Origin of the sequence: Sutterella sp., assembly GCF_030539355.1 — a bacterium.
Taxonomy (GTDB): Bacteria; Pseudomonadota; Gammaproteobacteria; order Burkholderiales; family Burkholderiaceae_F; genus Sutterella.
The window spans coordinates 12,775-35,245 of the sequence record NZ_JAUNSF010000018.1 but is presented as its reverse complement, the minus strand read 5'-3'; the positions used below and the strand labels follow the sequence as shown (position 1 = coordinate 35,245).

Genomic DNA, 22,471 nt, shown 5'->3' with positions numbered 1-22,471 from the left:
CTTCATCATTCTCTCCTTCTACTCGGCCGTGGGCGGCTGGTGCCTGAAGTACCTCTGGGACGCGTGCCTCGGCAACGGTCTCATCACAGACACGACGAAGCTCGGCGAATACTTCGGCGGCTTCGTCTCGAACACCGTTGACTCGTACGGGTACCTGCTCCTCTTCCTCGCGCTCACGGCCTGGGTCGTCGAGAAGGGCGTCCAGTCGGGCATCGAGAAGGTCGCGAAGATCCTCATGCCGGCGCTCTTCATCCTGATGCTCATCCTGATCGTGCGCGGCGTGACGCTTCCCGGCGGCTGGCAGGGCGTCGAGTTCCTCTTCACCCCGCGCTGGGAGGACTTCAACGGCTCGGCGCTCTTCAACGCGATGGGCTTCTGCTTCTTCTCGCTTTCGCTCGGCGCCGGCACGATGATCACCTACGGCTCCTACCTCTCACCGGAGACGGATCTGCCGTCGTCGGTGAGCTGGGTCGCGGTGCTCGCGATCATGTCCGCGATCCTCGGCGGCCTGATGGTGATGCCGGCGGTCTTCGCCTTCAACCTCGACCCCGGCGCGGGTCCGGGCCTCACCTTCGTCACGATGCCCGCGGTCTTCGCGCAGATGCCCCTCGGGCAGGCCTTCGCGGTGGCGTTCTACGCCTGCCTCGTGGTGGCCGCGCTCACGTCCTCGGTCTCGATGCTCGAGGCCTGCTGCGCGCTCCTTGAGCAGGAGTGCGGTCTGAAGCGCCAGAAGGCCATTCTCGCCGTGCTGATCGCCTCGGCCCTCGTCGGCTTCGCCGCGAACATGTCCTTCGGCGGCTGGAGCGACGTGAAGATCTTCGGCAAGAACATCTTCGACCTCCTTGACTACGTGTCATCGAACATCGGCATGCCGCTCTCCTCCTTCGGCATCGCCATCGCCGCGTCCTGGGTGGCCTGGAAGGCCACCGAGACGGAGCTCGTGCGCACCCGCAGCCTCTCGCCGGCGCTGCTCAAGACCATCCGCTTCCTGATCGGCTTCTGCGCGCCGGTCTTCGTGACGATCGTCGCGCTCGGCAGCCTCTGATTCCCGTCAGATGACCGCCGGCCCCTCGGGCGGGGAAGTCCTCGCCCGGACGCTCGCCGCCGAATGGCGCGCTCACCGCGGGCTCTGGCTCGCGGTGATTGCCCTCGCCTTCGCCGCGGCCCTCGCGGCCGCGGGCCTTGACACGGAGCGCCCCTTCACCGGGGCGCTCGCGCTCAACCTCGCGCGTGCCGTGCTCTTTCTCTCCATCCTCGCGGCGGCGGCGCTGCTGCTGACGGCCTCGGCCGTGCAAAGGAGCGCCGGACAGTTCCCCGCCTCCGAGCGCCCCGCGTTCCTCTCGTCACTGCGCCGGAGAACCTGCGCGCTGGCGCTCCTGCCGCTCGCAGCCGCCCTCGCCTCGCTCGGGGTTCTCTTCCTCTCACGCTGACGCGGCGGCTGGGCGCGGTATCCTTCTCTTTTTCCCCACCGCACCTCTCCGCCCCATGCCCCGCACCAAGCCCCGCCGGACGCCCGAGCGCCCGCTCGTTCACCTCGACCGCACCGTCGTCACGGGGCTCGACGCCTCGGGCGCGGGCCTCGTCCGCTCGCCCGAGGGGCTGGAGGTTCTCGTTCCCGGGGCGATCCCGGGCGCCGAGATCGCGCTCGATTACCGCGCGCCCGCGCCCGGCGGCCGCAGGGGATTGGCCGAGCAGTTCACCGAGCTCGCGCCCTCGCCCTTCGCGGACCCCGGGGCCTGTCCGCTTGCAGGGGACTGCGGCGGCTGTCCCGCCGGGCGGATCAGCTACGAGAAGGCGCTTGAACTGAAGACCGGGCTCATCGTGGCCGGGCCGCTCCGCGCGGCGGGGCTCCTCACCGACGAGAACCCGGAACTCCTGCGCCCCGCCGTCGGGCAGCCCGCGGCGTGCCGCCGCGCCTTCCGCAACAAGGCCGTGCTCTACCCCGGGATCATCGGGGGCGAAGGGCGCTTCGGCTACTTCCGCGCGCGGAGCCAGGCGCTTGTCGCGGCCGAGGCGTGCCCGCAGACGCCCGCCTGGATGGGCGAGGCCGCCCGCGCGCTCGCGCCGCTTCTCCTCACACCGGAACTCGCGCCCTGGCACGAGGCGACGGACTCCGGCGTCCTCAGGTGCCTCACGCTCCGCGAGGCCCCGGGCACGGCCGAGCGCATGGCGGTGCTCACCGTCAGGCGCCTTCCCGCCGGGGCGGCTGAAGAGGAAAAACTCTTTGAACGCATCCGCGGGGCGCTTGCCGGGGCGGGCCTTCATGCGCTCCTCGTCAATCTGCACGAGGCGCCGGGGAGCGCCGTGCTCTCCTTCGCGCCCGGCGCGACCCGCGTGATCGCGGGCGCGGAGCGCATCGCCTGCACGCTCGAAGGGCTCGCGTTCCGCTTGGGTGCCGAGACCTTCCTGCAGGTCAACACCCCGCAGACGCCGGTGCTCTACCGCACGGCGCTCGACGCCCTCGACATTCATCCGGGCGACCGGGTGCTCGACCTCTACTGCGGCGTCGGGACGCTGACGCTCCTCGCCGCGGCGCGCGGCGCCGGGGTGCTCGGCATCGAGCGCGTCGAACACTCGATCCGCTGCGCCGATGAGAACGCCCGTGAGAACGGCTTCCCCGACGCGCGCTTCATCGCCGCTCCCGTGGAGCAGGCGCTCTCCGGGGAGCTCCCGGACGGATTCGTGCCCGACCTCGTCATCGCGGACCCCGCGTACCAGGGGCTCACGGGCGGCGCGGCGGAGGCACTGGCCCGGCTCATGAGCACCTCGGGCGCGCGGCGCCTCGCCTACGTCTCCTGCAATCCGAAGAGCTTCGCCCGTGACGCCGCGGTGCTCGCGGCCGGAGGAATGCGGCTCGTCTCCGTCACGCCGGTCGACATGTTCCCCGGGGCGATGCACCTCGAGGCGGTCGGCGTCTTCGAGCGCGAGTGACCGCCGGGACTCAGGCTGCGGAGTCCTTTGTGTAGAGCCCGTCGTGCCAGGCATGCGGGTCCTGGAAGAACTGCAGGGCCTTCTCCAGCGTCCTCGTCTTGAAGAAGTCCGGCAGGCTCTTCATCACCGTGCGGCCGTAGCCCTTGTCGGCGATGCGGCTGTCGCAGATCATCAGCACGCCGCGGTCGGTTTCGCTGCGGATGAGGCGCCCCGCGCCCTGTTTGAGCGAGATGATCGCCTCGGGGAGCGAGAGCAGCCCGAAGGGGCTGCCGCCGCGGCTCCGGATCTCGTCCGAGCGCGCGGCGAAGACCGGGTCGTCGGGCGGCGCAAAGGGAATCTTGTCGATGACGACGAGCGAGAGCGCCTCGCCGCGCACGTCCACGCCCTCCCAGAAGCTCATCGAGCCCACGAGAATGGCGTTGCCGTGGTGGCGGAATTCGTCGATGAGCGCCGCCTTCGGCATCTGTCCCTGCACGAGCAAGGGCCAGCGGTTGCCGATTTCGTCGAGCTTCACCTCGAGCTCGGCGGCGATGCGCTGCACGGCGGCGAGCGACGTGCAGAGAAAGAACGTCCGCCCGCCCGCCGCCTCGACCAGGGGCCACGCCGCGTCGGCGACGCGCTTCGAGTGCTCGATCGTGTTGACGGGCGCCGGGAGCCTCGGCAGATAGAAGCACGACTGCTCCCAGTAGTTGAAGGGGCTCTCCCAGGTGAGGCCCATGGGTTCGTCGATTCCCACGGACGCGGCGAAGTGCCGGAAGTCGCCGGCCGCGGAGAGCGTCGCCGACGTGAAGACCCACGCGCCGCCCTCGGACTCGCGCAGCGTCCTGAATTCGTCCGCGAAGGAGAGCGGCGTGATGTGAAAGCGAACGGTGGTCGCCGTGACGGCGATCCACTCGACGGTGGCGGCGCGCCCCTTCTTCTCTCCCCCGGGGGCATCGTCAGCCGCAACGCCATCCGGCGCGGCATCCGCGACGGCCTCGGCTTCGTCCGTTTTGTTCCCGGCCGCACGGGCATCCCGGGCGGCGAGCCCCTTGATGATGTCCTCCCACAGCCCAAGCTCGGCGTCGACCTCCTGCGCCCAGGCGCCGAGGACGTCGAGCTCGTCGTTGCGCCCGGCGTTCGCTTCGAGGGCCTTGACGATCGCGCCGAACGCCTTGAGAAGCTCCGCGAAGGGCTCCGTGAGCTTTTCTGCGAACCCCTCGATTGACTTCACGGCCCGGCGGTCGCCCTCCTTGAGGCCGAGATCCATCACGGCGATGCGCAGGTCCTTGGCGGCCTTCGAGGCGCGGTCCATGAGGAGCGACCAGTCGGCGCCGTCGCGGGCGTGGTTGAGACCGAGCGCGCGGGCCTCCTCGGCGATTTTCTCGAGCTGCCACGTCGTGAAGCAGCTCCCGAAGAAGTCCGAGGCAATGCCGGGAAGCTGGTGCGCCTCGTCGAAGACCGTGAGGTCGGCCTGCGGCAGCATGCCGTCGATCTGTCCGCCCGAGGCGTTCTTGAGTTCGAGCGACGAGAGGTAGAGGTGGTGGTTGACGATGACGACGCGGCTCGCCATCGCCTTCTCGCGCGCGGCGCGCACGAAGCAGTTCCCCCAGTGCGGGCACTTGTCCTTGCCGAGGCAGTTCTCGCGCGTGCTCGTCACGAGCGGCCAGAGCGGATCGTCCTCGGGCACGTCAGGGAGCTCGGAGCGGTCGCCCGTGGGCGAGATGTCGCAGAAGCGCCGGATCTGGCGCAGCTTGTGGAAGCTGTCGCGCTCGGGCAGGTACCCCTCCTCCTCGAGGCGCTCGAGGTGATAGGGGCAGACGTAGTTGGCGCGGCCCTTGAGGACCGCGACCGGAATCGTGATGCCGAGCGCGGCCTGGAGCGCCGGCAGGTCCTTCTGAAAGAGCTGGTCCTGCAGGGGCTTTCCCGCGGTGGAGATCACCACGGTCGAGTTCGAGAGCAGCGCCGGGAGCAGGTACGCGAAGCTCTTGCCCGTGCCGGTGCCGGCCTCGGCGAGAAGCGTCTCCTTTCCCTCGATCGCGCCGGCCACGGCGAGCGCGAACTCGGTCTGGCCCGCGCGCGGACGGAAGCTCGCGGTCACCCCCGAAAGGGGACCGTCCTCGGAAAAGGCACGGGCTACACGGTCCCGGAGCGGGACCGCGTCGTCAAAGAGATCGAGCCAGCGGCGCTGCATCTTGAGGATCCTCCCTTAGAAGTCTTCCGCAGTCGGTCAGAAGTACTTCGCGAGGCCGCTCTGCTTCTCCTTCTGCTGCTGCTCGTAACGCTTCTGCGCCTCCGAGCGCTCCTCGAGGCTCTTCTCGAAGCGCTGCTGCTTCCTCTCGCGCTCGGCGCGGCGCTCGGCGGCGAGTTTCTCCGCCTCCTCGAGGCGCCTCGCGGCCTCGGCCTGCTTCTCGGCGAAGTACGCCTCGTTGGCCTTTTCAAGCTCCTCGCGCGAGGCCTCGGCCGGCGCGCCCTTCATGCCGGAGGGCAGGCTCTCGGGGCGCACCTCGGCCGCTCCCATGCCGGAGGGCTTCGAGGGCTCGCGCACTTCCGCGGGCTTCAGCCCCGAGGGCTTGGAGGGTTCCTTCACTTCGGCCGGCTTCAGGTCCATGGGCTTCGAAGGCTCCTTCACCTCGGCGGACCTGAGCGTCGTGGGCTTCGAAGGCTCGCGGACCTCCTTCGGGGCGATTCTCGAGGGCTCGCGCTTCTCGCCCACCTTCTTGGGGGTGATCTTCACGGGCTCGGGGCGGTCGGTCTTCACTTCCTTCGGCTTCACCTGCATGGGAGCCTGCCGCGGCTTCGCGGCCTGCTCGGCGCGGCGCGCCTCGCTGCGCCGCACGCGCTCCATGCGGATCACCTCGTCGGCGAGCACCATCACGCGCCTTGCCTCGCGCTTGCGCTCGAAGGAGAGCTTCCTCGCGTCATCGATGCACTTGTTGACGAGGAAGCGGCTGTTGCACACCGCCTGAACATCCTCCATCGCCCGGTCGATGCGGTCGAGCTCGCGGCTCGCATCCTTCTTCACGCGCTCGGCGAGGTCGGGATCCTTGATCGCGTCCTTCTGACTCCAGCGCTCGTAGAAGGACGTGTCCCTCAGATAGTGTTCCGCGACCTCGGCCTTCTGCTCGGCCGTCTGCGGCGGCTCGGCCGCCCCGGCCGCGGCAGAGGCGAGGAGAATCGAGAGGAGGAGCGCGGCGGTGGTGCGGACGTGGATCATGGGAGGAACAGGGCGTCTAGAAGATTCAGTTGCTGTGAAGAGGAATTTTAGGGCACGGCCCGCGCCGGGACATTCCTCGCCGCACCCTGCGAATGCAAGCAAATCTTCCGCGGCGCCTGAAGCCGCATGAAGCAAAAGGCGCGGCCGGAGAGAACCTCCGCGCCGCGCCTCGTGTCGCTGATTCCTGACCCGGACGATCAGAGCACCGTGATCACCTCGTCGCGCGGGAAGCGCGACTTCGGGCGCGCGGCGTTCGCATCATCCGCCGAGTGGTGCCCGAGCGCGCAGCCGATCACGCACTTCCTGCCCAGGGCGGGGAAGCCGAAGATCTCGTCGGCACGCTCGAACTCGATGCCGCCGAGCGAGGTCGCGTCGACACCCATGCCGGCCGCGGCGAAGAGCAGGAACCCGAGCGCAATGCTCGCCTGCTCGCGCGCCCAGATCTCGCCCCGGTCGGGCCCGGAGCAGTAGGCGGAGACGCCCGCCTCGCGGACCCTGAGCACGGTCTTGTCAAAGCCCGAGGCGATCGCGGCGGCGTCGAACCGCCCGTCCTTCATCTCCTGGTCCGTCACGCGCGCGGCGCGGGGGACGAGGTCCCGTTCGATCGTGAAGAGCACGATGGCGTCGCAGTGCTCCACGCGCTCGATGTTGAAGTCCTTGATCGCAGGGAGGAGCTTCGCGCGCGCCTCGGGCGAGCGGATCACGTAGAAGTGCCACGGCTGGATGTTGACCGAGGAAGGCGCGAGCCGCAGGATCTCGAGAAGCGCGTCGAACTCCTCGTCCGTGAGGGGCTTCGAGGCGTCATAGTGCTTCGCCGTGTAGCGGCGGCGGGCGATGTCGAGCATCCCGTTCATTTGCGGCTCCTTCCTACGGTCACATCAGATCACTTGAACTCGGTGAAGAGCTCTTCCTTCGGGAGGCGCGACTTCGGGCGCGTGGCGTTGCCGTCGCGCGGGTTGCGGTAGCCGAGCGAAAGCGCCACGACCGAGGTGAGGCCGCGCTCGGCGAGGCCGAGGATCTCGTCGAGCTTCTCGAAGTCGACGCCCTCGAGGCAGGTCGAGTCGATGCCCATGCCGGCGGCGGCGTAGAGCACGATGCCCATGCCGATGTAGGCCTGGCGGGCCTCCCAGGCGACGAGCTCGGCCTCGCTTCCCATGTGCAGGCCGGCGAAGTGACGGCGGCCGGCGTCCTGCTGGGCCTGAAGCTCGGCGTTGGGCAGGCGCCCGTCGGCGACCTCCTGCGCGAGCACGCGCTCGAAGTGCGCGTCGTCGAGCTTCTTCGGCACGCAGAAGACGATCACGTCGCTCGCCTCGGAGACGCGCTCGCGGTTGAAGTCCGGGAAGGCCGGGAGAAGCTTCTCGCGGGCCTCGCGGGTGCTCGCCGTGACGAAGTGCCAGGCCTGGCAGTTCACCGACGTGGGCGCGAGGCGCAGGATCTCGAGGAGCGAGTCGAACTGCTCGCGGGGGATCGCCTGGCCGCCGTTGTAGTGCTTCGTCGTGTAGCGCTCCTGGGCGATGCGAAGGAAGATATTGTTTTCCATGGGATTTCAACTCCAACTGTGCTTGTGCGACACGACCGGCCACCGTCCGGGAAACCCGGCCGGAAGGGACGCGTCCGTTGTTCCGCACAAAACAATAGCAAACGCGGCGGGCCACGTCTTCAACCTCCGGTATTAGCCCGAACCGTGGATCCGGCCCTCCGGCGGCGAGAAATCTTCCCGCCCATGACAGAACGACTATCAGCGGGAAAGTTTTCAGAGGCCCGGACCTATGGGGGAAAATTGCCCCGCACTATCAGCGCTCCTGTGAGGATTCCGCGCCGCTCCCGCGCTGAAGGCGTTTGATAAAATTCGCCCCAGTACAAAAAGCCGCGCGCTCGCAAAGGCATGCGGCCCTGCAGGACCAGCCCCCAACAAGCCATTTGTAAGAAGAAAAGGAAAATGAAGAAGACACCTATCCGCGTTTCCGTCACCGGCGCCGCCGGCAACATCGGCTACTCGCTCCTCTTCCGCATCGCCTCCGGCAGCATGTTCGGACCTGACCAGCCCGTCATTCTGCAGATGCTCGAGCGTGACAACCCGAAGAGCATGCAGGCGAGCAAGGGCGTGATCATGGAGCTCAACGACTGCGCCTTCCCGCTGCTCGCCGACGTGGTGAGCTCGTCGGATCCGAAGATCGCCTTCCGTGACGCCGAGGTCGCCCTCCTCGTGGGCGCCCGCCCCCGCACGAAGGGCATGGAGCGCGCCGATCTTCTGAGCTCGAACGCCGCGATCTTCGTCGAGCAGGGCCGTGCGCTCAACGAGTACGCGAGCCGTGACGTGAAGGTGCTCGTCGTCGGCAACCCCTGCAACACGAACGCCTGGATCGCCATGAAGAGCGCTCCGGATCTGTCGCCCCGCTGCTTCTCCTCGATGCTCCGCCTCGACCAGAACCGCCTGATGTCCCAGATCGCCGAGAAGCGCGGCCGCGCCGTCACCGACGTGATGAACGCCTTCGTCTGGGGCAACCACTCCCCGACGATGGTTCCGGATCTCGAGCACGCGATCGTCGCCGGTCTCCCGGCCCTCGACAACATCGAGCGCGAGTGGTACGAGAACACGCTGATCCCGATCGTCGCCAAGCGCGGCTCGGCGATCATCGAAGCGCGCGGCGCGAGCTCGGCCGCCTCCGCCGCCTCCGCCGCCATCGATCACATCCATGACTGGGAGCTCGGCAGCGACGGCAAGATCGTCACGATGGGCGTCCCGTCCGACGGCTCCTACGGCGTTCCCGAGGGCATGATCTTCGGCTTCCCCTGCATCACGAAGAACGGCGACTACGAGATCGTCCAGGGTCTCGAGCTCTCCGATTTCGTCAAGGCGAAGATCCAGAAGTCCGTCGAGGAACTCCAGGCTGAGCAGGAGTTCGTCGAGAAGCTCCTCGCCTGATAGCGAAGCCTGACTTCTGAGAAAATGCGGGCCGCAGGTTCACTGCGGCCCGTTTTCTTTTCTTCTGTTTCCGTTTTTGCCTCATGTTCCCCGCTGAGATTCACAGCGCCGTGCGCGCCATGACCGACCGGCTCGCCCGGGAGAGTTCCGATGCCGGGCACGCGGAGGCGCTGAGCGTCGTGCTCGACACGCACATCGTGATGGAGTGCTTCCACTGGCGCGATCCCGCGGCAGGAGCGTTGCGCGAAGCGATTGAGGCGGGACGGGTGCGCCCCGTCGTGAGCGAGGAGACGATGCTCGAGCTCGCGGGCGTGCTCTCGCGGCCCGCGTTCGGGCTCGGAAACGACGAGGTGATCGCGATTCTCGGGACCTTTGCAGCCCTTGCGCGGCTCGTCTCCCGCGAGGCGCTTGAGGCCGCGGCGAGCGGTCTCTCCGTCCGCTGCCGCGACCCGGAGGACCAGAAGTTCCTCACGCTCGCCGCGGCCGCGGGAGCGCGACTTCTCGTCACGCGCGACCGGCTCCTCAGGAAAGCCGCGAAGCGCCTGCGCCCCATGGGCGTCGTGACGATCACGACCGACGAGTTCGAACGGACCCTCGCGGAGACGAGGAAAGAGTGAAAGGTTCAGCGCAGCGCGAACCAGATCATGCTCACGACGGCGTTGACGATCCAGAAGCCGCAGGCGATGAGCGCGAGCCAGAAGAGAATGCGGATGATGCGGGGAGCCATGTCTGTCGGATTCCTCGTGTATTGATCGAAAGGCGCCATCTTAGTGCGTCCTGCCGGCGTGCGTGACCGGTCGCGGGCACGGAAAACCGCAGGCTCCCCGGACCCGTCACAATCCGTCGCACAAGCGCCGCCGGCGGACTTCTCCGGCCTAAGCAATTTCTAGTAGAAACAATAGACTAGGCACTTTATCGTCCCATGTCCATGGTAGGGACGGACGGGGCCGATGCAGAGGGCATCCCCTAGAATACGTTCCTGTTTCGCACAGTGGCGGTGCATTTTACGCACCGCCGGAGAACGACAAGAAGACCCGCGGAACATTTTTCTCTTTTAACAAAAAGCAAGCCCGCCCTCACCCGAGCCGCCGCCTTCGGACGACTCAACCCTTTTTTCCTGAAGGGCGGAGCCCGCGAAAACTTTCAGGAATCTTCCCATGGACACCGCAACCGAGATTGTCTCGAGCGTAAACAGCCTCCTCTGGGGCATGTACTGCCTGATACCGCTCCTCGTCGGCACCGGCATCTATCTCACCTTCCGCCTCCGCTTCATCCAGATCCGCCGCTTCCCTGACGCCTTCCGTCAGGTGTTCGGCGGCTTCACGCTCTTCGGCTCGCACGCCGGCAAGGACGGCATGTCGTCCTTCCAGTCGCTCGCGACCGCCATCTCCGCTCAGGTCGGCACGGGCAACCTCGCCGGCGTCGCCACCGCGATCGCGATGGGCGGCCCGGGCGCCATCTTCTGGATGTGGCTCGCCGCCTTCTTCGGCATGGCCACGATCTTCTCCGAGGCGGTGCTCGCGCAGGTCTTCCGTGCGCGTGACGCCCACGGCCAGATCATGGGCGGCCCGGCCTTCTACATCAGCAAGGGCCTCAACAACAAGCCGCTCGCCGCGTTCTTCGCGCTCGCGATCATCATCGCGCTCGGCTTCATCGGCAACATGGTGCAGGCCAACTCGATCGCCGACAGCTTCCACTCGGCCTTCGACATTCCGCAGTGGGTCACGGGCATCTTCGTCTTCGCCATCGCCGGCTTCATCTTCATCGGCGGCGTGCGCCGCATCGCGAGCTTCGCCGAGAAGATGGTCCCGATCATGGCCCTCATCTACATCGTCGGTTCGCTCACGATCATCTTCGCGAACTACGACATGATCATCCCGGCCTTCAAGTCGATCTTCGTCGGTGCCTTTGACCCGGCGGCCGCCACCGGCGGCATCATCGGCGCGAGCATCAAGGAAGCCATCCGCTACGGCGTCGCCCGCGGCCTCTTCTCGAACGAGGCGGGCATGGGCTCCACGCCGCACGCCCACGCGCTCGCCCGCGTCGAGCACCCCTGCCAGCAGGGCCTCGTCGCCTACTTCGGCCTCTTCGTCGACACGTTCATCGTGCTCAACATGACCGCCTTCGTGATCCTCTGCACGGGCGCGGTCGACGGCTCGACCACCGGCATCACCCTCACGCAGAAGGCCTTCACGGACGGCCTCGGCGCCATCGGCCCGGCCTTCGTCGCGCTCTGCCTCTTCTTCTTCGCCTTCACCACCATCGTCGGCTGGTACTTCTTCGGCGAACAGAACGTCAAGTACCTCTTCGGCCTGCGCTGGGTGCAGAGCTACCGCGTGCTCGTGCTCTGCTTCCTGATGCTCGGCAGCTTCCTGCACGTGAGCCTCGTCTGGGAACTCGCCGACTTCTTCAACGGCATCATGGTGATCCCGAACGTGATCGCGCTCCTCGCGCTCTCGGGCCTCGTCACCAAGGTCCTCAAGGACTACGAGGGCAAGTTCCTCTTGGGCGAGACGCCTGACTACGGCGCCCGCTCCGCCACGGGCGGCGAGCCCTTCGACTACGTCACCCCGGGCGACGTCGCCGACGCCGAGGAAGAGAACGGCGAGCCGCGCCGCCGCCGCTCCTTCCGCCTGCGCCGCCGCAGCCGCAAGATCGAGGAGAACGCCGACCGCCTGAAGGAAGAAGGTCTCGACCGCTTCTGATCGCAGGAAAGCACTTTCCTCCCGTGCCTCGACCGAGTCGTTCCGGACGAGGCGCGGGAAGCGAAAAAAATGAAGCCCGCCAGGATTCCGGTCCGGCGGGCTTTTCGCATGTGTCGGCTGAGCGCGTCCTCAACAGAAGTCGGCAGGGAAGCCGAAGCGCGTCCAGACGGGCGTCAGGTCCTTCGGAATCGTCGGCTGCATGCCGGGGCTCGGGCGCGGCGAGCGCTCCGAGTGCCAGTCCGAGCCCGTGCTCGCGAGGAATCCGCGCTCGCGGGCCTTCTCGGCGAAGACGATGTCGGAGACGCGGCTCTGCGAGCCCGAGGTCACCTCGATCGCGAGCCCGCCCGCCTTCTGGAAGTCGTCAAGCAGCGCGTCGCGCATCCAGTCCGCGGAGAATTCATAGCGCCCGGGGTGCGCGAGCACGGCCGTGCCGCCCTCGGAGACGATGAAGCGCACGCTCTCGGCGACGGTCGGCCACTCGACGCGCGCGTAGGCGGGGCGCCCCGGCTTCAGGTACTTGTCGAAGGCCTCCTGATAGGTCTTCACGTGGCCGGACTCGAGGAGCCAGAGCGCGAAGTGCGTCCTCGAGAGCGAGGTCGCATGGTCGGCGAAGCCGAGCGCGCCCTCGAGCGCCCCGTGGATGCCGCAGGCGGCGAGCTTGCGGTCCATCTCCTCGCCGCGTTTCAGGCGCTTCCCGGCGGTGCCGGAGAGAAACTTCGTGAGACCGTCGCTCTCCGGGTCGATGCCGAGCCCCACCACGTGAATGCCCGTTCCCGCGAACTGCGAGGAGATCTCGATCCCGGGGATGAAGGCGATGCCGGCGGCCTCGGCGGCAGCGCGGCAGGACTTCGCGCCCGCCATCGTGTCGTGATCCGTGAGGCTCATGAGCTTCACGCCGTTCCGCGCACAGATCGCCACGAGATCCTCGGGCGGAAGCGCGCCGTCGGAGAAATTGGAATGCATGTGCAGATCGATGGACATGGCGGGAGGAAACCTGAGGGAGACGGTTACGGAATGATGAGCAAAGTTGCGGAAGTTGAGTTTAGCCGCTCCCGGCAGTCGCTAGAATCGCACCTTTGGGCATAAAAACATTCCCTGAAGGACAACACACGATCATGGATGCACTCCAGAAGCTTCTTTTCCAGCGCGCGAACGTGCGCGGTGAGACCGTCACCCTCGGCGCCGAGCTCAAGGCCGCCATTGACGCGCAGGAGCTCCCCGTCGCCGCACGGCGCTTCGCCGGAGAGCTCGCCTGCGCGGCGCTCCTCTCCGCGGGCGCGCTGCAGTTCGACGGCACCGTCGCGATCCAGATCGAGGGCGACGGCGCCGTGCGCCGTGCGCTCGCCGAGGTCCGCCCGGGCTTCCTCTTCCGCGTGATGATCGATCTGCGCGAGGGTGCCGCGGAGAACCTCGACCCCAACGCTGATCTCGCCACGCTCGTCAATGCCACCGGCCGCGGCCGCTGCGCCTTCATCCTTGACCGCGCCAACCGCCCCGTCGACGAGGCGCCGTACCAGGGCATCGTCGCGCTCGAAGGCAAGACCTTCGCCGAGGCGCTCGAGGCGTACTTCATCCGCTCCGAGCAGGTCGAGACGAAGCTCGCGCTGGCTGCCGACGAGAGCGCCGCGGGCGGGATCCTCCTCCAGAAGCTCCCGGGCGAGGGCGGAAAGCTCCCCGAGAACTACGATCCCGAGGGCTGGCAGCGCGTGAAGATGTTCGCCGACACGGTGAAGAGCGCCGAGCTCCTCACGCTCGAGCCCGCCGAGATCAACCGCCGTCTCTTCTGGGAGGAGGCGCCCCTCGTGACGCTCGAGACCGCGCCGAAGTTCGCCTGCACGTGCTCGTCGGAGCGCTTCGACAACATCATCCGCTCGCTCGGCGCCCCCGAGGCCGAGGAGATCGTCAAGGAACAGGGCGGCATCGACATCCGCTGCAGCTTCTGCGGGCGCTCCAAGCACTACGACGGCCTCGACGTGAAGGCGCTCTTCGCGAACGCCGCGGGCCCGCACGAGGCCTGATCGAGGCCTGATCAGGCTTCCCTGCACCACAGACGTCAACGGCGCACTTCCTTGAGGGAGATGCGCCGTTTTTCGCTTTGCTGAGCTGAGATCACTCGCGTCGGTCGCGGGCCTTCGGGGCGCGCTGGTCCTTCGGCGCATGGTAGAGGTCGGAGCGCCGCGGCGCGAACGTGGGTTTCGCGCCCGCGCGGATCTCCGGGGCGTCCACATTCGGCATCGCCTCGACGGCACCCTGCTTTCTCGCGGCCTCCTCGGCCGTTTCGATGCGGAAGAGCACCTCGTCGGGCTTGATCATGTTGAGCTCGTACCGGGCGATCTCCTCGATCGCGTCCTGGTTCGAGGCGAGCGAGGCGTACTCGGCGGCGAGCGCCTCGTTGCCGCGCCTCAGCTCCTCGTTGTCCGCGCGCTGCATGCGCACGGCGTTCTCGAGCTCCCGCACGCGGTCCCAGCTCGCACGGCCGGCCCACAGCTGATACTGCGCGAAGCAGCAGCCGAGAAAGAGCACGAAGAGAAAGAAGCGGACCATTCGAGGCGGAATGCGACGGACCTCAGAGGCTTCGGGGGAAAGGAGCCGCCGGCTTCTGAGGGAGAGGATAGACGGGCGAGTGACGGGAGTGAATTTTATAGGGATTCTTCACCGGCGCGGCGTGAGGGCCGTCAGATCGGTTCGCCGTCGGCACCGTTCACGCAGGCAAATTAAAGGCCTCCGCAGGAATTGCTTCCATAAGCGGAGGCCTGATGCTCAGGCAAGTCCGGAGAGCCCCGGACCTGAGGTCAGCGACCTATCAGAGCGCGCGGAAGGCGCGGCGGCCCGGATAGACGGCGACGCCCTCGAGGTGCTCCTCGATGCGCAGCAGCTGGTTGTACTTCGCCATGCGGTCGGAGCGGCTCATCGAACCGGTCTTGATCTGGCCGGCGTTGAGGCCGACGGCGATGTCGGCGATCGTGCTGTCCTCGGTCTCGCCCGAGCGGTGCGAGATGACGGCGGTGTAGGCGTTGGACTTGGCCATGTTCACGGCCTCGAAGGTCTCCGAGAGCGTGCCGATCTGGTTCACCTTGACGAGGATCGAGTTGGCGATGCCCTTCTCGATGCCCTCGCGGAGGATCTTCGGGTTCGTGACGAAGAGGTCGTCGCCGACCAACTGGATGCGCTTGCCGAGCGCGGCGGTGAGCTTGCCCCAGCCTTCCCAGTCGTTCTCGGCCATGCCGTCCTCGATCGAGACGATCGGGTAGCGGTTGCACCAGTCGGTGAGGACGCCGATCCAGTCCTCGGCGGTGAGCGCCTCGCCCGTGGACTTCTTCAGGAGATAGCGGCCGTCCTCGTAGAACTCGGACGAGGCGCAGTCAAGAGCGAGGCAGACGTCGCGGCCCGGCTCGTAGCCGGCGGCCGAAATGGCGTCGAGGATGAGGTCGAGGGCCTCCTGGTGCGAGCCGATCACCGGGGCGAAGCCGCCCTCGTCACCGACGGCCGTCGAGAGGCCGCGGGCGTTGACGAGCTTCTTCAGAGCGTGGAAGGTCTCTGCGCCGCAGCGAAGGGCCTCGCGGAAGCTCTCGGCGCCCACCGGGACGATCATGAACTCCTGCAGGTCGAGGTTGTTGTTCGCGTGCGCGCCGCCGTTGATGACGTTCATCATCGGGACGGGGAGCGTGACGGCGCCCGTGCCGCCGAAGTAGCGGTAGAGCGGAAGGCCCGTCTCCTGGGCGGCCGCGCGGGCCACCGCCATCGAGACGGCGAGGAGCGCGTTGGCGCCGAGGCGGCTCTTGTTCTCCGTGCCGTCGAGGTCGATCATCAGGCGGTCGATGAACTCCTGGTCCGAGGCCTCGAGGCCGATGATGGCGTCGGCGATTTCGCCGGAGACGTTGGCGACGGCCTTGGTGACGCCCTTGCCGAGGTAGCGGCTCTTGTCACCGTCGCGGAGCTCGATCGCCTCGCGGATGCCGGTCGAGGCGCCCGAGGGCACGGCGGCGGTGGCGACGCAGCCGCTCTCAAGCCAGACCTCGGCTTCAACGGTCGGATTGCCGCGGCTGTCAAGAATCTCGCGGCCGATGACATCGATAATGGCGCTCATGGGTATTCCTCTGGAATGGGATGTGAGATCCGCGGCCGGCTGCAGGAGAGCCGGACGCGGAGGAGAAAAATCTGGGGTTGAGTGTAAACGGGTTCGTCAGGCGAAGTCGTCCTCAAGGAACGGACGGGCCTTCACGACGCGGTCGATCTCAACGAGCTGCTCGAGGAGCTCGGGCATGCGCGCGAGCGGCACGAGGTTCGGGCCGTCGGAGAGCGCGCGGGCGGGCTCGGGGTGCGTCTCCATGAAGAAGCCCGCGACGCCCACGGCGCACGCGGCGCGCGCGAGCACGGGAACGAACTGGCGCTGGCCGCCCGACGAGGTGCCGTTGCCGCCCGGGAGCTGCACGGAGTGCGTGGCGTCCATGACGACGGGCGCGCCCGTCTGGCGCATGATGGCGAGGCCTCGCATGTCGGAGACGAGGTTGCCGTAGCCGAAGCTCGCGCCGCGCTCGCAGCACATGAAGCGGTCGGTGTCGAGACCGGCCTCCTCGGCGGCTGCGCGCGCCTTGGCGATCACGTTCACCATGTCGCCGGGCGCGAGGAACTGGCCCTTCTTGATGTTCACCGGTTTGCCCGACTGCGCGCAGGCGACGATGAAGTCGGTCTGGCGGCAGAGGAAGGCGGGCGTCTGCAGCACGTCGACGGCCGCGGCGACTGCGGGAACCTCCTCGGCGGTGTGCACGTCGGTGAGGACGGGCACGCCCACGGTCTCGCGGACCTTCTCGAGGATCCTCAGGCCCTCGTCCATGCTGGGGCCGCGGAAGCTCTTCCCCGAGGTGCGGTTGGCCTTGTCGTAGCTGGCCTTGAAGATGTAGGGGATGCCGAGCTTCCCGGTGATCTCCTTCATCCGGCCGGCGATGTCGACGGCCATCGCCTCGCCCTCGAGAACGCAGGGACCGGCGATCAAAAAGAACGGGCGGCGGTTGCCGACTTCAAATCCACAGAGCTGCAAGACTCGGGCCTCCTGGTGGTGAAATTGGGAAGAGTCCGGGGCGCGCCCCGGGTCCCCGTCCGTTTCGAGGAGACCCGGGAGGTGCGAAGTGGAGCGGTTACTCGCCCTTCTCCTCGGCGTGCTTCACGGCGGCCTCGATGTAGGCCTTGAAGAGCGGATGGCCGAAGCGCGGGTTCGAGGTGAACTCCGGATGGAACTGCACGGCGAAGAAGAACGGATGGTTCGGGAGCTCCATCATCTCGGGGAGGTGCTCGCCCGGGGTCTTGGCGCAGATGACCATGCCCTTCTCCTCGAACTGAGCGACGTAGGAGTTGTTCACCTCGTAGCGGTGACGATGGCGCTCGGCGACGACGTCGCCGTAGATGCGGTGACCGAGCGTGCCCGGGGTGACCGGCACTTCCTGACGGCCGAGGCGCATCGTGCCGCCCAAGTCCGAGCTCTCGGAGCGGTGCTGCACGTTGCCCGCGCGGTCGCGCCACTCGGTGAGAAGGGCCACGACCGGATGCGGCGTGTCAGGATCGAGCTCGGTGGAGTTGGCGCCGCCGAGGCCGCAGACGTGGCGGGCGAACTCAATGACGGCGCACTGCATGCCGAGGCAGATGCCGAGGAAGGGGATCTTGTTGACGCGGGCGTACTCGATCGCGCGCACCATGCCCTCGGTGCCGCGCTTGCCGAAGCCGCCCGGGACGAGGATGGCATCGAGCCCCTCGAGCATGTCGGTGCCCTTCTGCTCGATCTCGGTCGAGTCGATGAGCTTGACGTTGACCTTCGTCTCGGTGTGGATGCCGGCGTGGGTGAGCGCCTCGTTCAGGGACTTGTAGCTGTCGGCGTAGTCGACGTACTTGCCCACCATGCCGATCGTGACGTGGTGCTTCGGGTTGTTGAGGCGCTCGACGATGTTGCGCCAGGCCGAGAGGTCCGCCGGCGGGGTCTCGAGACCGAGCTTCTGGCAGACGATGTCGTCAAGGTGCTGCGCGTGGAGCATCAGCGGGACCTCGTAGATCGTCGAGGCGTCGGCGACGCTGATCACGCTGTCCATCGGGATGTTCGAGAAGAGCGAGATCTTGGCGCGCTCGCCCTCGGGAACCATGCGCTCGGCGCGGCAGAGCAGGATGTCCGGGTAGACGCCCTCTTCGCGCAGCTTCTGCACGGAGTGCTGCGTCGGCTTCGTCTTGAGCTCGCCGGCGGACGGGATCCACGGGCAGAGCGTCAGGTGAATGAAGCAGGTGTTGTTGCGGCCCACGCGGAAGGACATCTGACGGACGGCCTCGACGAAGGGCAGCGACTCGATGTCGCCCACCGTGCCGCCGATCTCGACGACGCAGACGTCGGGCTTGCCGTCCCAGGTGGAGGCGGCGCCGCGCGCGATGAACTCCTGGATCTCGTTGGTGATGTGCGGGATCACCTGAACGGTCTTGCCGAGGTACTCGCCGCGGCGCTCCTTCTTCAGGACGCTCTCGTAGATCTGGCCCGACGTGAAGTTGTTGGGCTTGTGCATCTTCGTCGAGATGAAGCGCTCGTAATGACCGAGGTCAAGGTCCGTTTCCGCACCGTCCTCCGTCACGAAGACCTCGCCGTGCTGGAAGGGGGACATCGTGCCCGGATCCACGTTGATGTAGGGATCGAGCTTGATCATCGTGACCTTCAGACCGCGCGATTCGAGAATGGCCGCAAGCGAAGCGGCGGCGATGCCCTTGCCGAGAGAGGACACAACGCCGCCGGTGACAAATACATACTTGGTCATGATTTCCTGAGAAGGAGAACGGGGATATGAACAAACCGCAGATTATAAGCGGCAAGCGAGGCGGCCGCTTGCGCCCCGCGCCGTGTGCCGCTCAGCCGCCCGCGGGCGCGGGAGCCGCGGCAGCCTTCGGGAGCTCCGCGGGGAAGAGGGTCTTCAGAGCGTCAAAGATCGCCGGGGGCGCGACGCTGCCGTGGACCTCCTGAGGGAAGTCCTTCATGTAGACATGGATGCCCTGCTGCTCGAGGAGCGGCACGGCCTCGTCACGGAAGAGCGCCGCGCGAGAGAGGTGATAGGCGTTCTCGGCCCTCGGCGCCGTCGCGAAGGCGACGTAGATCCGCGGGAAGGGTGCCTTCGCCGTGCGGGCGCCCGCGCGCGCGGCGCGGTTCGCCACCGCCCCGCGGTCCCACCAGAGGCTCGGGTCGATCGCCGCGTAGGCGTCGAAGGCGTTGGGGTGCCAGAGGAGCGAGTGGACCGTGAAGAGTCCGGCGTAGGAGTGGCCGACGAGGATGCGGCGCACGACGCGCGCCTGCTGCGGGATGTGGCCCTCGGCGGCGCTCCTCAACTCCGTCGTGAGAAAGTGGAAGAACGACTCGGCGCCGCCCCCGACGGGCTTCGCCTGCTCGTCGACCGTGCCGTCGCGGCGGGCGTTGGAGGTGCCGGGCGTGAAGTCCTTCGTGCGGTCGCCGCTCACGACGCCCACGACCACCGTGGGACCGAGCGAGGAGAGCCGTGAGCTCTCGAAGAATGCCGCCGCGGCAGCGGCCGTGGGGAAGAGCTTCTCCGCGTCGAGGATGTAGAGCACCGTCACCTCGGCGGGCATGTCATGCGCGGCGAAGGAGGCCGGCAGCCTCAGCCAGTATTCCCGGTCCTCGGCGAGAAGTCCCGAGCGGAGCGGATGAATCTCACCCATCAGAAGCGGCGCGGCCGTGGGCGAGGAGAGCACGGCGGGCGACGCCGGAGCGGCGCTCACGGGAAGGCCCGCTGAGGCCATTCCGAGCGCAAGCGCGGCGAGGAGGAATATTCGAGAAAGCATTGAACCCCGGGGGTGAGTGATTCTGATTTTCGACCGAATCAGATTATCTCACCCGCGGGAGGTATTTCCGCCCCTTCCCTATGCAGGGATTTCCCGTGCCGGAGGGGTCCGGAGCGCGGGAGAAATTCCTTTTTTCAGGCCGCCTTCGCGGGATCCTGAGCGGGCGCGGCGGGAGCGTCGCCGGCGTTCACGGGCGTCGCGCCGGGGAGGTTCTCAAGGTCGCGGCAGCACGGGCAGTCGCAGGTCCACTCGGGCTGGACGGTCACGTGATCGATGCCGAAGCGTCCCTTGATGCCCTCGCGGATCTGGTGCAGGATCCGCGGCCAGCACTCGTGCGACGAGATCTCGACGTGGCACTGCACGGCGTCGTGGCCCGGGGAGATCGTCCAGACATGGAGGTCATGGACCTCGAGCACGTCGGGAACCGAGCGGATGTAGATGCCCACCGCGTCGTAGTCGGTGTTCTCGGGCGTGCCGTCAAGCAGAATCCTCACGGAGTCGCGCAGGATGGTCCAGGTCGCGTGGAGCAGCAGCGCGCCCACGAACATCGAGAGGAGCGGATCCACGATCGCCGGGCCGCCCATCCAGATCACGGCGCCCGCGATGATCGCCGCCACGGACCCCATGAGGTCGCCCATGACGTGCAGCAGCGCCGCACGGGTGTTGACGTTCTTGCGGTCACGCGAGAGCGACCAGGCGACGCCCACGTTGATGACGAGGCCGGTGAGCGCAATCGCCATCACGTTGAAGCCCGCGACCTCCGCCGGCTCGCGGATGCGGCCGAACGCCTCGACGAAGAGCCAGAGGACGACGCCGAGCATGACGAGGCCGTTCACAAAGGCGGCCACCACCTCGACGCGGCCGTGGCCGAAGCTGTGCACGCGGTCGGCGCCCTTCAGGGCAATGCGGTTCGCGATGAGCGCGAAGAAGAGGCTCATCGAGTCGGTGAGCATGTGGCCCGCGTCGCCGATCAGGGCGAGCGAGTTGGAGAACCAGCCGCCGACCAATTCGATCGCGGAGAAGCCGAGCGTGAGCGCCACGGCGAAGCCGAGGACGGAGAGGCGCGTCGCGTCGGATGCATGCGAGCGCGCGCTGTCGCCCGCGCCGTGGGAGAAGAATTCCTCGGGCTTTTCCGAGGGGACGTTCGCCGCCGAGGCGGCGGAGGCAGTGATTTCAGCCATGGTCATTTCCTTCCGGGCTGCGCCGCTCCGCCTGAGAAGTGGAGTGAAAGAGATTTGCGGCGCCAGTGCCGGGCCTCGAAATGAGAATTGCTCTGCGATTCCTACGCCCATATGGAAACCGCTCCGAATCCGAGTTACCGGATGCGGAGCGGTTTCTTTTGACCTGACTATTCTATTCCCGTCGGGCGAGAGCGTCACGAATTAATCGTAACTCTTTGTTTCCTCAGGGAAAAGGAATAATTCTCACTTGTCCTGACCGAGGAGCGGGGCCATGTCGCTCTTCTGGAGCAGGCCTTCCTTGGCGTAGATGCCGAGCTTGGCGCGCGTGTCGACGATGTCGAGGTTGCGCATCGTGAGCTGGCCGATGCGGTCCTCGGCCGTGAACATCGAGTCGCCCTTCTCCATCGTGAGGCGGCTGGGCTCGTACGTGAGGTTCGGCGAGACGGTGTTGAGGATCGTGTAGTCGTTGCCGCGGCGGAGCTCGAGGGTGACCTCGCCCGTGATGGCGGAGGCGACCCAGCGCATGGCGGTCTCGCGGAGCATGATCGCCTGGCTGTCGAACCAGCGGCCCTGGTAGAGGTAGCGGCCGAGGCGGATGCCGTTGGTGCGGTACTGCTCGATCGTGTCCTCGTTGTGGATGCCGGTGACGAGACGCTCGTAGCAGATGAAGAGGAGCGCCATGCCCGGGGCTTCGTAGATGCCGCGGCTCTTGGCCTCGATGATGCGGTTCTCGATCTGGTCGGACATGCCGAGGCCGTGGCGGCCGCCGATGCGGTTCGCTTCCATCATCAGGGCGACCGGGTCGGAGAACTTCTCGCCGTTGATCTCGACGGGGACGCCGTCCTTGAAGGCGACCTTGACGATTTCGGGCTCGATCTTGCAGTCGGCGCGCCAGAACGGAACGCCCATGATCGGCTCGACGATCTTCATGCTCGTCTCGAGGTGCTCGAGGTTCTTCGCCTCATGCGTGGCGCCGAGCATGTTCGAGTCGGTCGAGTAGGCCTTCTCGGCGCTCATGCGGTAGTTGAAGCCTTCCTTCTGCAGGAACGCGGACATCTCGGCGCGGCCGCCGAGCTCGCGGATGAAGGTGACGTCAAGCCAGGGCTTGTAGATCTTGAGGTTCGGATTGGCAAGGAGACCATAGCGGTAGAAGCGCTCGATGTCGTTGCCCTTGTAGGTCGAGCCGTCGCCCCAGATGTTGACGCCGTCCTCGCGCATCGCGGCGACGAGCATCGTGCCCGTCACGGCGCGGCCGAGCGGGGTGGTGTTGAAGTAGAGCTGGCCGCCCGTGGAGATGTGGAAGGCGCCGGCCTGAATCGCGGCGAGGCCTTCGTGAACGAGCTGCGCGCGGCAGTCGACCAGGCGGGCCTTCTCAGCGCCGTACTCCATGGCGCGGCGGGGGATCGCCTCGTAGTCCGACTCATCCGGCTGCGCGAGGTTGGCCGTGTAGGCATAGGGAAGCGCACCCTTGGTCTTCATCCAGCGGAGAGCGCAGCTCGTGTCGAGGCCGCCCGAGAAGGCAATGCCGACCTTTTCGCCAACCGGAACGCTTTGAAGAATCGTTTGAGACATGTCTTGTTCTAACCCGTAAATTCTGTTCGAGAAGCTCCCGCGGACGGGGAGCCGTCTGACATTATCGGCCGCCCCGGGCCGGTTTTGCGCTCTCCCTCACGCCGCGGCGGGCTTTTTTGGGAGGTCGCAAAGGGCATAGGGAGAA

At 67.1% G+C, this 22,471-nt stretch carries 19 protein-coding genes; 7 read left to right on the top strand and 12 right to left on the bottom strand.

The features are described from left to right. The 3 genes from Q4F91_RS05005 to rlmD form a co-directional block, all read left to right on the top strand. The coding region (locus Q4F91_RS05005) for a sodium-dependent transporter (RefSeq protein WP_303335161.1) at positions 1-1,045 on the top strand (1,045 nt) is incomplete at its 5' end. Between the two features lie 10 nt (positions 1,046-1,055). After that, a complete protein-coding gene (locus Q4F91_RS05000) occupies positions 1,056-1,430 on the top strand; it encodes a hypothetical protein (protein ID WP_303335159.1) in 375 nt (124 codons plus the stop codon). Positions 1,431-1,485: 55 nt separating this feature from the next. Next, positions 1,486-2,931, top strand: coding sequence for a 23S rRNA (uracil(1939)-C(5))-methyltransferase RlmD (gene rlmD / locus Q4F91_RS04995; protein WP_303335157.1), 1,446 nt, complete (start codon positions 1,486-1,488; stop codon positions 2,929-2,931). Positions 2,932-2,941: 10 nt separating this feature from the next. Here rlmD and Q4F91_RS04990 read toward each other — a convergent pair whose 3' ends face one another. The 4 genes from Q4F91_RS04990 to Q4F91_RS04975 form a co-directional block, all read right to left on the bottom strand. After that, positions 2,942-5,104, bottom strand: coding sequence for an ATP-dependent DNA helicase (locus Q4F91_RS04990; protein WP_303335155.1), 2,163 nt, complete (start codon positions 5,102-5,104; stop codon positions 2,942-2,944). A gap of 36 nt (positions 5,105-5,140) precedes the next feature. Continuing rightward, the gene (locus Q4F91_RS04985; protein ID WP_303335152.1) at positions 5,141-6,127 is read right to left on the bottom strand and encodes a hypothetical protein; all 987 of its coding nucleotides are present in this window, start codon (positions 6,125-6,127) and stop codon (positions 5,141-5,143) included. Between the two features lie 197 nt (positions 6,128-6,324). Further along, complete coding sequence (locus tag Q4F91_RS04980) at positions 6,325-6,981, bottom strand: nitroreductase family protein (RefSeq protein WP_303335150.1); 657 nt, start codon at positions 6,979-6,981, stop codon at positions 6,325-6,327. Between the two features lie 29 nt (positions 6,982-7,010). Next, positions 7,011-7,667: a nitroreductase family protein gene (locus Q4F91_RS04975; RefSeq protein ID WP_303335149.1), complete on the bottom strand. Its 657-nt coding sequence runs from the start codon at positions 7,665-7,667 to the stop codon at positions 7,011-7,013. Between the two features lie 399 nt (positions 7,668-8,066). Between Q4F91_RS04975 and Q4F91_RS04970 the strand changes: the two genes are divergently transcribed. The 3 genes from Q4F91_RS04970 to Q4F91_RS04960 all read left to right on the top strand — a co-directional run bounded on the left by Q4F91_RS04970 (position 8,067) and on the right by Q4F91_RS04960 (position 11,758). Continuing rightward, positions 8,067-9,053, top strand: a complete 987-nt coding sequence (locus Q4F91_RS04970; protein ID WP_303335147.1) for a malate dehydrogenase — start codon at positions 8,067-8,069, stop codon at positions 9,051-9,053. Positions 9,054-9,136: 83 nt separating this feature from the next. Next, entirely contained in the window at positions 9,137-9,670 is a 534-nt protein-coding gene (locus Q4F91_RS04965; protein WP_303335145.1) for a putative toxin-antitoxin system toxin component, PIN family, read from the top strand. 540 nt (positions 9,671-10,210) lie between these two features. Further along, positions 10,211-11,758 (top strand): sodium:alanine symporter family protein, encoded by a 1,548-nt coding sequence (locus tag Q4F91_RS04960; RefSeq protein ID WP_303335143.1) that lies wholly within the window; start codon positions 10,211-10,213, stop codon positions 11,756-11,758. Positions 11,759-11,887: 129 nt separating this feature from the next. On the opposite strand, the gene Q4F91_RS04955 is transcribed toward Q4F91_RS04960, so the two are convergent. Continuing rightward, positions 11,888-12,739 carry a PHP domain-containing protein gene (locus tag Q4F91_RS04955; RefSeq protein ID WP_303335141.1) on the bottom strand — a complete coding sequence of 284 codons (852 nt, stop codon included), beginning with the start codon at positions 12,737-12,739 and terminating at the stop codon, positions 11,888-11,890. A gap of 134 nt (positions 12,740-12,873) precedes the next feature. Between Q4F91_RS04955 and Q4F91_RS04950 the strand changes: the two genes are divergently transcribed. Further along, on the top strand, positions 12,874-13,776 hold the full coding sequence (locus tag Q4F91_RS04950) for an Hsp33 family molecular chaperone HslO (RefSeq protein ID WP_303335139.1): 903 nt from the start codon (positions 12,874-12,876) through the stop codon (positions 13,774-13,776). A gap of 91 nt (positions 13,777-13,867) precedes the next feature. Here the strand turns inward: Q4F91_RS04950 and Q4F91_RS04945 are convergent, their stop codons facing one another. From Q4F91_RS04945 to argG, 7 genes are all read right to left on the bottom strand, one after another. Further along, entirely contained in the window at positions 13,868-14,302 is a 435-nt protein-coding gene (locus tag Q4F91_RS04945) for a septum formation initiator family protein (RefSeq protein ID WP_303335137.1), read from the bottom strand. 259 nt (positions 14,303-14,561) lie between these two features. Next, on the bottom strand, positions 14,562-15,845 hold the full coding sequence (gene eno, locus Q4F91_RS04940) for a phosphopyruvate hydratase (RefSeq protein ID WP_303335135.1): 1,284 nt from the start codon (positions 15,843-15,845) through the stop codon (positions 14,562-14,564). A 96-nt stretch (positions 15,846-15,941) separates the two neighbouring features. Then, positions 15,942-16,796, bottom strand: coding sequence for a 3-deoxy-8-phosphooctulonate synthase (gene kdsA, locus Q4F91_RS04935; protein ID WP_303335133.1), 855 nt, complete (start codon positions 16,794-16,796; stop codon positions 15,942-15,944). 97 nt (positions 16,797-16,893) lie between these two features. Then, positions 16,894-18,540, bottom strand: a complete 1,647-nt coding sequence (locus Q4F91_RS04930) for a CTP synthase (RefSeq protein WP_303335131.1) — start codon at positions 18,538-18,540, stop codon at positions 16,894-16,896. A 91-nt stretch (positions 18,541-18,631) separates the two neighbouring features. After that, complete coding sequence (locus Q4F91_RS04925; RefSeq protein ID WP_303335129.1) at positions 18,632-19,573, bottom strand: alpha/beta hydrolase; 942 nt, start codon at positions 19,571-19,573, stop codon at positions 18,632-18,634. Between the two features lie 134 nt (positions 19,574-19,707). Further along, positions 19,708-20,754, bottom strand: a complete 1,047-nt coding sequence (locus tag Q4F91_RS04920) for a cation diffusion facilitator family transporter (protein ID WP_303335127.1) — start codon at positions 20,752-20,754, stop codon at positions 19,708-19,710. Between the two features lie 243 nt (positions 20,755-20,997). Continuing rightward, a complete protein-coding gene (argG, locus tag Q4F91_RS04915) occupies positions 20,998-22,326 on the bottom strand; it encodes an argininosuccinate synthase (protein ID WP_303335125.1) in 1,329 nt (442 codons plus the stop codon). Positions 22,327-22,471 lie beyond the last annotated feature (145 nt).

What these genes read in the sequence shown, in the direction of transcription:
- Q4F91_RS05000 (WP_303335159.1), top strand. Translation starts at nt 1,056, where the DNA reads ATGACCGCCGGCCCCTCGGGCGGGGAAGTCCTCGCCCGGACGCTCGCC.
- rlmD (WP_303335157.1), top strand. Translation starts at nt 1,486, where the DNA reads ATGCCCCGCACCAAGCCCCGCCGGACGCCCGAGCGCCCGCTCGTTCAC.
- Q4F91_RS04990 (WP_303335155.1), bottom strand. Translation starts at nt 5,104, where the DNA reads ATGCAGCGCCGCTGGCTCGATCTCTTTGACGACGCGGTCCCGCTCCGG.
- Q4F91_RS04985 (WP_303335152.1), bottom strand. Translation starts at nt 6,127, where the DNA reads ATGATCCACGTCCGCACCACCGCCGCGCTCCTCCTCTCGATTCTCCTC.
- Q4F91_RS04980 (WP_303335150.1), bottom strand. Translation starts at nt 6,981, where the DNA reads ATGAACGGGATGCTCGACATCGCCCGCCGCCGCTACACGGCGAAGCAC.
- Q4F91_RS04975 (WP_303335149.1), bottom strand. Translation starts at nt 7,667, where the DNA reads ATGGAAAACAATATCTTCCTTCGCATCGCCCAGGAGCGCTACACGACG.
- Q4F91_RS04970 (WP_303335147.1), top strand. Translation starts at nt 8,067, where the DNA reads ATGAAGAAGACACCTATCCGCGTTTCCGTCACCGGCGCCGCCGGCAAC.
- Q4F91_RS04965 (WP_303335145.1), top strand. Translation starts at nt 9,137, where the DNA reads ATGTTCCCCGCTGAGATTCACAGCGCCGTGCGCGCCATGACCGACCGG.
- Q4F91_RS04960 (WP_303335143.1), top strand. Translation starts at nt 10,211, where the DNA reads ATGGACACCGCAACCGAGATTGTCTCGAGCGTAAACAGCCTCCTCTGG.
- Q4F91_RS04955 (WP_303335141.1), bottom strand. Translation starts at nt 12,739, where the DNA reads ATGTCCATCGATCTGCACATGCATTCCAATTTCTCCGACGGCGCGCTT.
- Q4F91_RS04950 (WP_303335139.1), top strand. Translation starts at nt 12,874, where the DNA reads ATGGATGCACTCCAGAAGCTTCTTTTCCAGCGCGCGAACGTGCGCGGT.
- Q4F91_RS04945 (WP_303335137.1), bottom strand. Translation starts at nt 14,302, where the DNA reads ATGGTCCGCTTCTTTCTCTTCGTGCTCTTTCTCGGCTGCTGCTTCGCG.
- eno (WP_303335135.1), bottom strand. Translation starts at nt 15,845, where the DNA reads ATGAGCGCCATTATCGATGTCATCGGCCGCGAGATTCTTGACAGCCGC.
- Q4F91_RS04930 (WP_303335131.1), bottom strand. Translation starts at nt 18,540, where the DNA reads ATGACCAAGTATGTATTTGTCACCGGCGGCGTTGTGTCCTCTCTCGGC.
- Q4F91_RS04925 (WP_303335129.1), bottom strand. Translation starts at nt 19,573, where the DNA reads ATGCTTTCTCGAATATTCCTCCTCGCCGCGCTTGCGCTCGGAATGGCC.
- Q4F91_RS04920 (WP_303335127.1), bottom strand. Translation starts at nt 20,754, where the DNA reads ATGGCTGAAATCACTGCCTCCGCCGCCTCGGCGGCGAACGTCCCCTCG.
- argG (WP_303335125.1), bottom strand. Translation starts at nt 22,326, where the DNA reads ATGTCTCAAACGATTCTTCAAAGCGTTCCGGTTGGCGAAAAGGTCGGC.